The 12,360-nt window shown below is 70.0% G+C and carries 15 protein-coding genes; 9 read left to right on the top strand and 6 right to left on the bottom strand.

Features of this window, described 5'->3' with window-relative positions:
• Positions 1 to 17 precede the first annotated feature (17 nt).
• Positions 18 to 1,472 carry a YibE/F family protein gene (locus tag OG207_RS22275; protein ID WP_329100228.1) on the top strand — a complete coding sequence of 485 codons (1,455 nt, stop codon included), beginning with the start codon at positions 18 to 20 and terminating at the stop codon, positions 1,470 to 1,472.
• A gap of 45 nt (positions 1,473 to 1,517) precedes the next feature.
• On the opposite strand, the gene OG207_RS22270 is transcribed toward OG207_RS22275, so the two are convergent.
• From OG207_RS22270 to OG207_RS22255, 4 genes are all read right to left on the bottom strand, one after another.
• Positions 1,518 to 1,967 carry an SsgA family sporulation/cell division regulator gene (locus OG207_RS22270; RefSeq protein WP_030008369.1) on the bottom strand — a complete coding sequence of 150 codons (450 nt, stop codon included), beginning with the start codon at positions 1,965 to 1,967 and terminating at the stop codon, positions 1,518 to 1,520.
• 97 nt (positions 1,968 to 2,064) lie between these two features.
• Positions 2,065 to 2,811, bottom strand: coding sequence for an IclR family transcriptional regulator (locus tag OG207_RS22265; RefSeq protein WP_329100227.1), 747 nt, complete (start codon positions 2,809 to 2,811; stop codon positions 2,065 to 2,067).
• Between the two features lie 296 nt (positions 2,812 to 3,107).
• Positions 3,108 to 3,335 carry a DUF5326 family protein gene (locus tag OG207_RS22260; RefSeq protein ID WP_329100226.1) on the bottom strand — a complete coding sequence of 76 codons (228 nt, stop codon included), beginning with the start codon at positions 3,333 to 3,335 and terminating at the stop codon, positions 3,108 to 3,110.
• 155 nt (positions 3,336 to 3,490) lie between these two features.
• The gene (locus tag OG207_RS22255) at positions 3,491 to 3,808 is read right to left on the bottom strand and encodes a cupin domain-containing protein (protein WP_150258223.1); all 318 of its coding nucleotides are present in this window, start codon (positions 3,806 to 3,808) and stop codon (positions 3,491 to 3,493) included.
• 89 nt (positions 3,809 to 3,897) lie between these two features.
• On the opposite strand from OG207_RS22255, the gene OG207_RS22250 reads away from it, so the two are divergent.
• The 5 genes from OG207_RS22250 (at position 3,898) to OG207_RS22230 (ending at position 7,571) form a co-directional block, all read left to right on the top strand.
• Positions 3,898 to 4,278, top strand: coding sequence for a phage holin family protein (locus OG207_RS22250; RefSeq protein WP_327384372.1), 381 nt, complete (start codon positions 3,898 to 3,900; stop codon positions 4,276 to 4,278).
• Between the two features lie 11 nt (positions 4,279 to 4,289).
• Positions 4,290 to 4,781 carry a low molecular weight protein-tyrosine-phosphatase gene (locus tag OG207_RS22245; RefSeq protein ID WP_329100225.1) on the top strand — a complete coding sequence of 164 codons (492 nt, stop codon included), beginning with the start codon at positions 4,290 to 4,292 and terminating at the stop codon, positions 4,779 to 4,781.
• Positions 4,778 to 5,938, top strand: a complete 1,161-nt coding sequence (locus tag OG207_RS22240) for a cystathionine gamma-lyase (protein WP_329100224.1) — start codon at positions 4,778 to 4,780, stop codon at positions 5,936 to 5,938. Before OG207_RS22245 ends, OG207_RS22240 begins: the two co-directional genes overlap by 4 nt.
• Before the next feature lie 186 nt (positions 5,939 to 6,124).
• Entirely contained in the window at positions 6,125 to 7,030 is a 906-nt protein-coding gene (locus tag OG207_RS22235) for a LysR family transcriptional regulator (protein ID WP_329100223.1), read from the top strand.
• Between the two features lie 61 nt (positions 7,031 to 7,091).
• Positions 7,092 to 7,571 carry an NUDIX domain-containing protein gene (locus OG207_RS22230; RefSeq protein WP_030008377.1) on the top strand — a complete coding sequence of 160 codons (480 nt, stop codon included), beginning with the start codon at positions 7,092 to 7,094 and terminating at the stop codon, positions 7,569 to 7,571.
• Positions 7,572 to 7,604: 33 nt separating this feature from the next.
• On the opposite strand, the gene OG207_RS22225 is transcribed toward OG207_RS22230, so the two are convergent.
• Together OG207_RS22225 and OG207_RS22220 are read right to left on the bottom strand one after the other, a co-directional pair.
• Positions 7,605 to 8,813 (bottom strand): globin domain-containing protein, encoded by a 1,209-nt coding sequence (locus OG207_RS22225; RefSeq protein ID WP_443072725.1) that lies wholly within the window; start codon positions 8,811 to 8,813, stop codon positions 7,605 to 7,607.
• Between the two features lie 121 nt (positions 8,814 to 8,934).
• Positions 8,935 to 9,585 (bottom strand): HAD family hydrolase, encoded by a 651-nt coding sequence (locus OG207_RS22220; RefSeq protein ID WP_329100221.1) that lies wholly within the window; start codon positions 9,583 to 9,585, stop codon positions 8,935 to 8,937.
• 155 nt (positions 9,586 to 9,740) lie between these two features.
• Between OG207_RS22220 and OG207_RS22215 the strand changes: the two genes are divergently transcribed.
• The 3 genes from OG207_RS22215 to OG207_RS22205 are packed head-to-tail and all read left to right on the top strand — an operon-like array spanning position 9,741 to position 12,336.
• Positions 9,741 to 10,634, top strand: a complete 894-nt coding sequence (locus tag OG207_RS22215; protein ID WP_329100220.1) for a GNAT family N-acetyltransferase — start codon at positions 9,741 to 9,743, stop codon at positions 10,632 to 10,634.
• 14 nt (positions 10,635 to 10,648) lie between these two features.
• Positions 10,649 to 11,110, top strand: coding sequence for a GNAT family N-acetyltransferase (locus OG207_RS22210; RefSeq protein ID WP_329100219.1), 462 nt, complete (start codon positions 10,649 to 10,651; stop codon positions 11,108 to 11,110).
• A gap of 56 nt (positions 11,111 to 11,166) precedes the next feature.
• Positions 11,167 to 12,336 (top strand): winged helix DNA-binding domain-containing protein, encoded by a 1,170-nt coding sequence (locus OG207_RS22205; RefSeq protein ID WP_329100218.1) that lies wholly within the window; start codon positions 11,167 to 11,169, stop codon positions 12,334 to 12,336.
• The last annotated feature ends 24 nt before the right edge of the window (positions 12,337 to 12,360 follow it).

Raw genomic sequence — 12,360 nt, 5'->3', positions numbered from 1 at the left:
CTTGCGATGATCTGCTGGTGACGCCCTCGCCGCAGCCCCCCATCGAGCACACTGAGCCCCATGGCCACAACGGCCACGCGCATGCGGGCCCCGGACCGTCCGACGGGCACTCCGACAGACACTCCGACGGGCACTCCGGCGGTGGCTCGGACGGGCAACCCCCGGGTCCACCCCACAACCACGGCCACGGCCACAGTCATGGCCACGGCCCGGCGGCCCCCGTCTCGAAGCACCTGCGCAAGGTCATCGCGGCCGTACTGATCCCCTTCGCCGTGGCCGTCTTCGTCGGCATGGTGGTGCTCTGGCCGGGCGGCGCCCCCGGCCACGAGCGCACGGGGGTGGGATTCGACCGGCAGACCCAGCAGGGCGTGGTCGTGTCGATCGAACAGGTCGACTGCAAGTCCGTGAACGCCGCGCAGGTACCGACGACCGGAACTCCCACTGCCCCCGGGGGCAGTGGGGCCCAGGCCGCGCCGACCGGTGAGTGCAAGAAGGCCACCGTCGAGGTCACCAGCGGCCCGGACAAGGGCCGCACCTTCGTGGAGGTCGTCCAGCCGGGCGCGCCGCGGCAGTTGGAGGACGGCCAGGAGGTGGTGGTGGCGTACGCACCGGACGCCCCCCGTGACCTGCAGTACTCGGTGATCGACGTGAACCGCAAGCTCCCGATGGCGCTGCTGGCCGGCATCTTCGCCGTCGCGGTCGTCGTCGTCGGGCGGATGCGCGGGCTGTTCGCGCTGATCGCGCTGGTGGTCAGCTTCGGCGTGCTGACCCTCTTCATCCTCCCGGCCATCCTGCAGGGTTCGAATCCGCTGGTCGTCGCGGTGGTCGGGGCGAGCGCCATCATGCTGATCGCGCTCTACATGTGCCACGGACTGACCGCCCGTACCTCGGTGGCCGTCCTCGGCACCCTGGTTTCGCTGCTCCTGATCGGGCTGCTCGGCTCGGGGTTCATCGACTGGGCGTTCCTCAGCGGCAACACCGACGACAACACCGGGCTGATCCACGGGCTGTACCCGGACATCGACATGAGCGGTTTGCTGCTCGCAGGCGTGATCATCGGATCGCTGGGCGTACTCGACGACGTGACGGTCACCCAGACGTCGGCGGTGTGGGAGCTGCACCACGCGGACCCCTCGATGGGGCCGCGCGCGCTCTACCGGGCGGCCATCAGGATCGGCCGCGACCACATCGCGTCGGTGGTCAACACCCTGGTGCTGGCCTACGCGGGTGCCGCGCTGCCGCTGCTCCTACTGTTCTCGATCGCGAACAGCAGCATGGGTTCGGTGGCCAATAGCGAGCTGGTGGCGGAAGAAATCGTACGGACCCTCGTGGGATCGATCGGCCTGGTGGCCTCGGTCCCCGTGACGACGGCGCTGGCCGCACTGGTGGTTTCTGCCGACCGACCGGGATCCACGGCGGGCACCCCGGCCGCGGGGACGGTCCGCGGCCGGGGCCGGCGGCGCAAGCGCTGAGCGGCCAAGGCGCCGGCCGGCCGTTCGGACCAGACCAGCGACCGGTCAGCCGGCGTTCTGTTCGTTCTGCTGCGATTCGGCAAGGATCTTGCCGAGGGCCTCGTCGAGGTTCTCCTCGAAGTCGCCCAGATTGCGCTCCTGTCCGAGCGGAACGATCCGGTCGGTCCGGTCGAGGAACGCGACGAGCGGCGCCGCGCTGGCACGGAACAGGGCCCGGTCGCCGCCGACCTGAAGGCGGATGTGGACGTCGGACAGGTCCTCCGGGTGGGTGGGGGCGATGTGCACATCGCCGTCACCGCACGGCTTGTTGATGCCGTCGAGGAGGAGCTCCCGGCCGAACGCCCAGGTCACGGGCGCATCTCCGGGAAGGTGAAAGGTCAGGCGGACTGCGTAGGGGTCGCGTGCGTCGTACCGGAGTTCCACCGGAATCCGGAACGAGAGCTCCTCGGAAACGAGGAAGCTCATCATGACCTCTGCCTGTACCGACTCGCGCATTGACTACCCCGCTGTAGTTGAAGTGGCCAGGAATGATCCCCCAGGACCCACTTGACAAGAGTGGTGGAAGCGGTAGCAGATCACAAGGAGTGAGTTTTCAGATACTGATAGAGAACGAGAGGGTGCTCAACAGCGCGCCTACTTCACTCCGTAGCCGATTGACTACATAGAGCAATCGTTCTTCTTGGTGGAGGGGTAGAGAAATGGCCATCGTCGCGACCGTGTCGCCGGCCGTCATGGGGATGGCTGCGCAGATCGTGCCGAGGGCATATTCCTGACGTTCGACCACCGGTTGCATTCGCCCGAGCGCCCCGATCCGGTTTTCCAGGGACCGGAGATCACGGACGGTATAGGGGGTGATGGCCTCGACCGGATGGCGGTCGTAGTAGTCCTTGCGCGCCTTCTCGTCGAGTTGCCCGAGCAGGCATTGCCCGATGGCGTGCGCATGGCCGGTCTCACGGAAGTCGGCCCACTCCTCGCAGGCCGGGCTGGCCGGAGTGTCCGAGACACCCACCACCTCGATCTCGCCCTCGCGGTAGACCGCGAAGTAGACGGGGGCCCCGACCGTGTCGCGGAAGTGCGCGAGCGAGTCGAGGATCATGCCGCGACGTTTCTGCTGGAGTCCCCCACGGGCGAGCCGCTCCGCGGCCTCCCCCAGTACGAACACGCCGCGCACTCTGCGCAGATAGCCCTCGTGCGTCAGTGTGCGCAGCAGGTGGTACGCGGTGGGAAGCGGGAGCCCGGCCTCGCGCGCCAGCTGTTTTGCCGGGGCTCCCCCGCTATGGGACCCCACCGCTTCGAGCAGCCTCAGCGCGCGCTGCACCGAACCGATCAGAGTCGGCACACCGGCGTTGTGAACCGGAGACAAAGCTCACCCCCAGGCGTGGCAGCGGGCCCTTGGGGAGGCCCGCCCTGCGGGGGCCGCCCCCGCGCCTGCCGTGGATCCTGGGGGTCGTACTCGGGCGGCTCGTTAGCGTCGCCGCAGGTCAGAGCGGCTGGTCGGAGCGGCGGTACCGGCTTTCGGTGCCCAGGGAACGGCATAGATTGCCACTCTATCCACCGATTCCGGGGATGTGAGCCGTTCAGCGCGTCATGTTCCCTCGCCTGGCTCAATCCCAGGTCCGCCCGAGCCGCTCCTGGCTACCACTTGTCGGAGGAGGCCTTCGAGCCGCCGCCGCTGAACTTCTTCACGACGAAGATCAGTCCGCCGACGAGGCCGACGAAGAGGAGCAGCTTGAAGACGAATCCGATCAGCGCGCCCAGGATGCTGGTGATCACGCCGCCGAAGACGAAGACGGCCAGCAGCGGAACCGCGACCCACTTAACCCACCAGGGCATGCCTGCGAATATCTTTCGGATGCCGTCCATGTCATCGACCTCTTCTTCGTCCGTGGCTGCGCCCGCTACTTCCTGCTCTCGATGCTAGGAGCCCGGGGCCCCGCATCGGGGCCCGCGAGCCCTCGGAGTCCCCTGATCCGCCCCTTAGGGGGATCAGGGCCGCAACCCTCATCCGGCGGGGCCGCTCAACCCTCCGGCGGTGAGAACACCACCATCACCTTGAGGTCCTCGGTGATGTGGTGGAACTTGTGCGCAACACCCGCCGGGACGTAGACGACGCTGCCGCGCGCCACGGTCGTTGTCTCCTCCCCGACCGTGATCGAAGCCCGGCCGCTGACGACGAAGTACACCTCGTCCTGGCGGTGCGGCAGCTGCGGATCGGTCTGTCCGGCGTCGAGCGCGTACAGCCCGACCGACATGTTCCGCTCGCGCAGGAACTGCAGATAGGCGCCGTCGTTCGCGGCCCGCTCCGCTTCGAGCTCGTCAAGCCGGAAGGCTTTCATCGTCGTTGTGCCCCTTGTACTCGATCGTTCCCTTGCATCCGCTGATCTGCGGATGTTCCACCGGGATCTTCTCTGCCACGATCAGACACATGACGAATTTCGTAGTCAAGACGCTCGCCAATGCGGCGGCCCTGGCCGTCGCCATCTGGCTGCTTTCCGGCATCACCCTCGACGACGGCAGCAGTACGGGCCGACGGGCGCTCACCCTGATCCTGGTCGCACTGGTCTTCGGCCTGGTCAACTTGCTCGTCAAGCCGTTGGTGAAGCTGCTCTCATTGCCGCTGTTCATCCTCACCCTCGGGCTGTTCACGCTCGTCGTGAACGCCCTGATGCTGCTGCTGACCTCGTGGCTGGCCTCGCAGCTCGACCTCAGCTTCCACGTCGACGGCTTCTGGACCGCCCTGCTCGGCGGCCTGATCATCTCCATCGTCTCCTGGGCCATGAACATGGTCCTGCCCGACAAGAACTGAACGGGCCTGCCATGTACCGCGTCTGCTTCGTCTGCACGGGCAACATATGCCGCTCCCCCATGGCCGAGTCGGTCTTCCGTGCCCACGTGGCGGCCGACGGCCTCGACACCCTGGTCGAGGTGGACAGCGCCGGCACCGGCGGTTGGCACGAGGGGGACGGGGCCGATCCGCGCACCATCGCCGTCCTGGAGGCGGCCGGCTACGAGCAGGACCACCGGGCCCGCCAGTTCCGCTCCTCCTGGTTCGCCCGCCTGGACCTCGTCATCGCGCTCGACGCCGGGCACCTACGGGACCTGCGGGCGCTCGCGCCCACTGCGCAGGACGCCGCCAAGGTGCGGCTGCTGCGGTCCTACGACCCGGCGGCGTCGGCCGCGGAGACCGACGTACCGGACCCTTACTACGGGCCGCGGGGCGGGTTCGAGGAGTGCCTGGAGCTGGTCGAGGCCGCGAGCCCCGGCCTGCTGGACGCCGTACGCGCCGCCGTGAAGGAGCACACCGCGTGAACGAATACGCCCCGCAACAGGCCGGAGCGGCCGCGCTCGGCGACGGCACCCGAGCCGTCCGGGCCGGACTGCCCGAGGCCGTCAAGAACGAACCTCCCCTGCCCGGCCCGGTCTTCGCCGCCCATTTCCACCTCCCCGGCGACGTCGAAGGCCCGTACGCCTACGGGCGCGACACCAACCCCACCTGGACGCTGCTGGAACGGGCGATCGGGGAACTGGAGGCCCCCGGCGAGGACGTGCACACCATCGTCTTCGCCTCCGGCATGGCGGCGGTCTCCGCCGTCCTCCTCTCCCAGGCGCACACCGGCGAGACCGTGGTCCTGCCCGACGACGGCTACCAGGCCCTCCCCCTGCTGCGCGAGCAGCTGGAGGCGTACGGGATCCACGTGCGCACCGCTCCGACCGCCGACGACGCCCAGCTCGCGGCCCTCGACGGGGCCCGGCTGCTGTGGATCGAGACCCCCTCCAACCCCGGGCTCGACGTGTGCGACGTACGCCGCCTCGTGGACGCGGCGCACGCCGGCCGGACCCTGGTCGCCGTCGACAACACCCTGGCCACCCCGCTCGGGCAGCGGCCCCTGGAGTTGGGGGCGGACTTCTCGGTGGCGAGCGGCACCAAGGGCCTCACCGGCCACGGCGACGTACTGCTCGGGTACGTCGTCTGCCGCGATCCGGAGCTCGCCGCCCGCGTCCGACGGTGGCGCAAGATCGTCGGTGCGATCCCCGGGCCCATGGAGGCCTGGCTCGCGCACCGCTCCCTCGCCACGATCCAACTGCGCGCGCACCGGCAGTGGACCAACGCACTGGCCGTCGCCGAGGCACTGACGCACCGGACGGACGTGCACGGACTGCGCTACCCGGGGCTTCCCACGGACCGCTCCCACAAGACGGCCGCCCGGCAGATGCGGGGCTTCGGGTCGGTGGTCTCCTTCACCCTGCCCGACCGCGCGCACGCGGAGCGGTTCATGGCCGCCCTGCACCTGGTCGAAGACGCCACGAGTTTCGGCGGGGTACGGTCCACCGCCGAGCGGCGCGGACGTTGGGGAGGCGACGCCGTGCCGGAGGGCTTCATCCGCTTCTCCGCCGGCGCCGAGGACACCGAGGACCTCGTCGCGGACGTGCTGCGCGCCCTCGACCACGCGGGCGCCAAGGGCTGAACCAGGGACGCCATCGCCGTGCGGAGCGGTCCGAGCCTCCCCCCTAGTGGCTCGGACCGCTCCGGGTTCTGCGCGCGAAGAACCACGTGACAAGGCTAATTGACTCTTCGTCAGAGTCCAATCACGGTAACGACAGGGAGCTATCTGCATATTTATAGTTGAAGGCCCCCACCGAGAGGTGCAGCGATGGACCTGACCCTGCTGCGCACCTTCGTCGCCGTCCACCGAGCCGGTTCCTTCACGCGCGCAGCCACCCTCCTCGGACTGTCCCAGCCCGCCGTGACCTCGCAGATCCGTACGTTGGAGCGCCAGTTGGGGCGCCCGCTCTTCCACCGCCGCGCCCGTGGCGTCACCCCGACCACCGTCGGCGACGAGCTGGCCCACAAGGCCGCCCCGCACCTCGACGCCCTGCTGCGGATCACCGAGGCCGAACGGGAGGCCGCCGGCGCGTTACGCACCCTCCACGTCGCCGGGCCTCCCGAGTTCCTGTGCCTGCGCGTGCTTCCCGCCCTCGCCCTCCTGGTCGGCCAGGGCCATACCCTGCGCGCCGCCCCGCAGACCGATGCCGAGGCCACCCTCGACGGGCTCGCCGCCGGCCACCACGACCTCGTCGTCACCACCGCCCACCCCAGGGGCGGGCTCTACACCACCACCGCACTGTGCGACGAGGAGCACGTCCTGGTCGCCGCGCCCTATTGGGCCGCCCTCGTCGACGTGGACCGGCTGCGCGAGGAGGGCTCCTCCGCGCTGGACGGCATCCCGCTGGTCGAGGTCCACGAGAGCCTGCCGCTCATCACCCGCTACTGGGCCGCCGTATTCGACGCCCTGCCCGATGCCGGGCCCCTGGCCGCCACCGTGGTCGTACCCGACCTCCGGGCCGTACTGGAGTGTGTCCAGGCCGGCGCCGGGTTGGCCGTCCTGCCGCGCTACCTGTGTCAGGACGCCCTGGACAGCGGTCGGATCGTGGCGCTGACGGAGCCCGCCGTGCCGCCGCTGCGCACCTGGTTCCTGGTCGTGCGGACCGGGAGCCTGGCCCTCGCCCACCTCGCCCGGGCGCACGACCGGCTGCTGGCCGCCGCAGTGCACTGGTGAGCCCGCTCTTTGCCGGCACGTGGCGCGTTTCAGAAGCGGAGTGGCGGGCCACTCTTCTCCCATGACCGAACGTCCCGTGGTCAAACGCACCGCCCGCGCGATCCTGCTCGACGGTGACGACCTGATCCTCATCAAACGCACCCGGCCCGGCGTCGACCCGTACTGGCTCACCCCCGGCGGAGGAGTGGAGCCCTCGGACTCCACCGTCGTCGACGCCCTCCACCGCGAGGTCCACGAAGAACTCGGCGCGAAGATCACCGATGTGGTGCCCTGCTTCGTCGACACCGTCGAGCACATCGCCGACAGGGGGGTGACCGGCGTGAAGGTGCAGCACTTCTTCGTCTGCCGCCTCGAATCGATGGACCCGAACCTCCGGCACGGCCCCGAGGTCGACGAGCCCGAAGGCGAATACGAGATCGTCCGCGTGCCCTTCAGTCGGGTGGGCATCGCTGCCGTCCATCTCGTCCCGCTGTCCCTGCGGCACTATCTCGACGGCAATATCGAGGGTGTCCGCGCCATGCACGCTCCCGACCTGGGCTGATGCCGAGCTGAGACCGGCGGGCTGCCTCCGGTCTCAGCCGGCGATGCCGGCCAGCTCCTCCACCGCATCGTGCCGGATCCGCTCACAGGGGATGCCGATCCGCAGGAGCTCGTCCACTCCGTTGCGGATCATCGCGGGCGGGCCGGAGATGAACGCGTCGTACGAGCTCCACGGCCCGTGCTCACTCACCGCGTGCGGCAGCTGTCCGGCCAGCCCGTCGCCGATCACGGGGCGCACCGACAGCCACGGGTGCGAGCGCTGGAGCCCCAGCAGCGTGTCCTTGTCGTAGAGGTCGCTGTCACTGCGGGCCCCGAAGAACACCTCTACCGGCCGTCGCTCGCCGTGTTCGGCGACGTCCTCGATCAGCGCCTTGATCGGAGCGATCCCGGTGCCCCCGCCCAGGCACAGCATGCCGTTGTCCGTGGTGTGGTCCACCACCATCGAACCGGCCGGCGGTCCCAGGCGCAGGACGTCTCCCGGGCGTGCGTGGCGCACCAGCGCGTTGGAGACCCAGCCCGCAGGGACGGCCTTGACGTGGAAGGACAGCAGCCCGTCGGCGCGCGGGGCCGAGGCGAAGGAGTAGTGCCGCCACACCCGCGGCCACCACGGGGTCTCCAGGCTCGCGTACTGGCCCGCGAGGAAGGCGTAGGGCTGGTCGGGGCGGACCGTCAGTACCGCGATGTCCGGGGTGCGTAGATCATGGGAGACCACCTCGGCGTGCCACCACGCGGGGGCCTTCGCCTCTTCCTCCGCCGCCGCGTCGATCATGATCTGGGAGATCGCGGTGTACGCCCGCACCCAGGCGGCCTGCGTCTCGGGGCCCCAGCTGTCCCGCGAGTACCGGGACAGTGCCCCGACGAGGGCCTCGCCCACCGCCGGGTAATGCCCGGCCATCGTGCCGTACTTGCGATGCCCGGCGCCCAGTCGGCGCAGATAGGGGACGAGGACGGCGGGATCGTCGATGTGCTCGGCGGCGGTCAGCAATGCCTTCAGGAGCCGGTCCCGCTGTACGTCCATGGCGGCGGGGAACATACCGCGCACTTCCGGGTGCCCGGTGAACACCAGTGCGTAGAAGTACGAGGTCACCTTGTCGGCGACGGGGGCGATCTCCGCGAGGGTCCGGCGGATGAGTACGGCATCCGGTGAGGGCTCGATCGCACCGCCCTCGCCGGATATCCGGGCCGATTCGCGTCTGTCCGATCTGGTGGGCGGAGCGTCCATGCGGTGCCTCGCTTCGAGCATCTCGGTCGGTCTGCACACGCCACGGCCAGTGAATCCGTGGTTCCGGGCTTCACAGCGTGCCAGCCGACCCTGAGGCCTGCGGGGAAATGCAGAAAATCCGCGATTCGAACCCACTTTCCTCCTAAGATGCGTCAACTCCCGGGCGCGTCACCCCTACGAGCTGGTATGCCTCCCGGAGATCCCGACCCTCATAGACATGGGTCGCGCGTTCGGCGAGATAAGGCCTCGCATTTACCGCGACCGAGACCGGCACCGCCTCGAAGAGCATCGCGTCGGTCACCGAATCCCCGTAGGCGACACAGTCGGCCCGGCTCACACCGAACTGCGCGCAGAGCCGGTCCGCCACCGTGACTTTGCCCTCGGGCGTCAGGATCCCGGACTCCTCCACCGGACGGGTGAACGGCACCTCCGGGAAGACCGAGCCGTGCGCAGCATGCGCACCCCACTCCAGCAGCAGCTCCACGAAGAACGACGGCGATAGCGAAATCACCGCGCAGTAGTCCCCGCGTTCCCTGATCTCCTGCCACACGTCCCGGATCCCCGCGAGCCAGGGAGCCCCGTCGAACGCCGCCCGGACGTGCGCGGGCGTCAGATCGGCCCAGAGGGCGTGGGCGGCCACGGAGAACTGGTGCGGGCCCATCTTCTGCGCTCCGAAGGCCCGTTCCAGCTCGGCGATCTCGGCGCTCAATCCGAGTTGGCGGGAGATCTCGACCGGCGCCGCCGAACCGTACATCAGCGTTCCGTCGAGGTCGAAGAGGTGCAGGAGGGTCATGGCCAACGAGGCTAGTCGGTCCGTTTCACGTGAAACACCGTGTTTCACGTGAAACACCGTCCGACGGCCCGCGCGGCGGCACCTGGCGTTTCACGTGAAACATCCGACCCCAAATCCTCTGGACGACCCCCAGTCCATGATCCAGTCTGGGCCAGGTGACACCACCACACCTCACCGATCTACCGATCCGGGCGCTCACCGTGGATGATCTCCACCGCTGCGCCGACCTGTCCGAAGATCGCGGCTGGCTCCGCGAGGAACACAAGTGGCGTTTGCTCCTCGCCGCCGGAAACGGCTACGGCGTCGACGCCCCGGACGGCCGGGGACTCGCGGCGGCCTGCGTCGTCACCCGCTACGGCGACGCCCCTGCCGGACCGGAGCTCGCCGCGATCGGGATGGTTCTCGTGGCCGACCGCTTCGCCCGCCAGGGCCTGGGTCGCCGCCTCATGGCCCACGTCTGTGACGACGCACTCAAGGGCGTCCCCCTCACCCTGCACGCCACTCCCTACGGGCGCCCCCTCTACGAAGAACTGGGCTTCGAAACCACCGGCCGCACCGAGATGCTGATGGGCGCCTTCCGGCACGAGGGCACCCCCGGCACGTACGGCACCTCCCGGGTCCGGCCCGCGACCGCCGAGGACCTCCCCCGCATCCTGCGTCTGGACGCCGAGGTCTTCGGCACCGACCGCACGCACATGATCACCCGGCTGCCCTCCTTCGCCGACCAGCTGGTCGTCGCCGAGGACCGCTCCGGAGACGGCACGCTCACCGGCTACGCCGCAGCCTGGCCCAACATGAACACCCAGGTCATCGGCCCGCTGATCGCGCATGACACCGCAACCGCCCAGTCACTGGTCACCGCGCTCGCGATCGACACCGACCGAGTGCTGCGCACCGATGTCGACGTACGACACGAGGAACTCCTCGTCTGGCTCAAGGAGCGGGGCCTGGCCTCCGTGGCCTTCAACGCCGTCATGACCCGGGGCATCCCCGGCCTGCCCGGAGACTGGACCCGCCGGTGGGCACCGCTCACCGTGGCCGCGGGCTGAGAGGAGAACGCATCATGACCGACACTCCCGAACTGACGATCCGTCCGGCCACCGAGGCCGATGTGCCCGCCATCGTCGCCATGCTGGCCGACGACCCGCTCGGCGCCACCCGCGAGTCCCCGGACGACCTCACCCCGTACCTCGCAGCCCTGCAGCGCCTCACCGGCGACCCGAACCAACACTTGGTCGTCGCCGTCCGCGCCGACCGTGTCGTGGGCACCCTCCAGCTGACCATCGTGCCGGGACTCTCCCGCAGGGGAGCCACCCGTTCCATCATCGAGGGCGTCCGCGTACACGCCGACGAGCGCGGCGGCGGCCTGGGCACCCGGTTCATCGAATGGGCCGTCGAAAAGTCCCGTGCCGAGAACTGCGCGCTGGTGCAGCTGACTTCGGACGTGACCCGGACCGATGCCCACCGCTTCTACGAACGGCTCGGGTTCACCGCCTCGCACGTCGGGTTCAAGCTCCAGCTCTGATCGACGTTCCGGCAAGCCGGGCCGCCGTGTCGGCGGCCCGGCCTACGATCGGGAGGATGAGCCTCCCTCTCGTCACCACCGCCGAGCGACGCCACCGGCTCGGCCGGCGCCACCGTCTGGCACCGTCGGCCCGCGCCGCGAGCGTCGTGGAGGCGGCGGACTCCGTCGTCGCCCTGCACGCGACCGATGCCGCGACCGTCTTCCTCTCGGCCCGCGCGCGGCTCGCCGAAGGCGGCCCGGACGAGATCGAGCGGGCGCTCTACGAGGACGTCAGCCTCGTGCGCCTGCTCAGCATGCGCAACACGCTCTTCGCGGTCTCCGCCGAACTCGCCCCGCACGTCGACGCTTCCACGGCCCGCGCGATCGCCGCTAAGGAACGCCGCACCCTCCTCAAGCACCTCGATGAAGACGGACAGGGACTCGACGCCGCTTGGCTCGCCGGCGCGGAGGCCGCCGCGCTCGACGCCCTCGACGCCCACGGCCCCTCCACCGGCAGCCAGCTGTCCGCAGCGGTACCCGCGCTGCGCCAGAAGATCACCATCAGCCGCGGCAAGAAGTACGAGACCGAGCAGGGCGTCGCCACCAGGGTCATCCGCCTGCTCGCCGCCGACGGCCGTATCCGGCGTGCCCGACCGCGCGGCTCCTGGACCTCCAGCCAATACCGCTGGGTCCACACGGAGCCCTGGCCCGCCGCACCCGCCGCCGAGGCCCGCACGGAGATCGTCCGCCGGTGGCTGCGCGCGTACGGTCCCGCCACCGAGGCCGACCTCAAGTGGTGGACCGGATGGACCCTCACGGACGTCCGCAGGGCCCTCGCCGCCGTAGGGCCCGACCAGGTCCGCCTGGAGGACGGCAGCACCGCCCTGGTCAGCCCCGGGGACACCGGGCCCGAACCGGCGTCGGAGCCCTGGGCGGCCCTGCTGCCCGGCCTCGACCCCACCGCCATGGGCTGGGCCGACCGGAGTTTCCACCTCGACCCCGCCCACAGGAGTGCCCTGTTCGACTACGCCGGCAACATCGGTCCCACCGTGTGGTGGAACGGCGAGATCGTCGGCGGCTGGGCGCAGCGCTCCGACGGTGAGATCGTCTGGCGGCTGTTGGGCAGGCCCGGCCGAACCGCCGAGCAAGTGATCACCACCGAGGCCGCGCGGCTCGCCGCATGGGTGGGGGAGGCACGGATCACCCCGCGCTTCCGTACTCCGCTGGAGCGTGAACTCGTCGCCTGATCCGGCCCGGGGCCGGGCCCGGGC

The organism is Streptomyces sp. NBC_01439 (genome assembly GCF_036227605.1).
Classification (GTDB): Bacteria; Actinomycetota; Actinomycetes; order Streptomycetales; family Streptomycetaceae; genus Streptomyces.
Note: the sequence above shows the minus strand (reverse complement) of the source record. Positions and strands in the feature narration are given on the sequence as shown.

Coding starts and splice junctions, on each gene's coding strand:
- OG207_RS22270 (WP_030008369.1), bottom strand. CDS start 1,967: ATGCGCGAGTCGGTACAGGCAGAGGTCATGATGAGCTTCCTCGTTTCC.
- OG207_RS22260 (WP_329100226.1), bottom strand. CDS start 3,335: ATGGACGGCATCCGAAAGATATTCGCAGGCATGCCCTGGTGGGTTAAG.
- OG207_RS22255 (WP_150258223.1), bottom strand. CDS start 3,808: ATGAAAGCCTTCCGGCTTGACGAGCTCGAAGCGGAGCGGGCCGCGAAC.
- OG207_RS22250 (WP_327384372.1), top strand. CDS start 3,898: ATGACGAATTTCGTAGTCAAGACGCTCGCCAATGCGGCGGCCCTGGCC.
- OG207_RS22245 (WP_329100225.1), top strand. CDS start 4,290: ATGTACCGCGTCTGCTTCGTCTGCACGGGCAACATATGCCGCTCCCCC.
- OG207_RS22235 (WP_329100223.1), top strand. CDS start 6,125: ATGGACCTGACCCTGCTGCGCACCTTCGTCGCCGTCCACCGAGCCGGT.
- OG207_RS22230 (WP_030008377.1), top strand. CDS start 7,092: ATGACCGAACGTCCCGTGGTCAAACGCACCGCCCGCGCGATCCTGCTC.
- OG207_RS22225 (WP_443072725.1), bottom strand. CDS start 8,813: ATGCTCGAAGCGAGGCACCGCATGGACGCTCCGCCCACCAGATCGGAC.
- OG207_RS22220 (WP_329100221.1), bottom strand. CDS start 9,585: ATGACCCTCCTGCACCTCTTCGACCTCGACGGAACGCTGATGTACGGT.
- OG207_RS22210 (WP_329100219.1), top strand. CDS start 10,649: ATGACCGACACTCCCGAACTGACGATCCGTCCGGCCACCGAGGCCGAT.
- OG207_RS22205 (WP_329100218.1), top strand. CDS start 11,167: ATGAGCCTCCCTCTCGTCACCACCGCCGAGCGACGCCACCGGCTCGGC.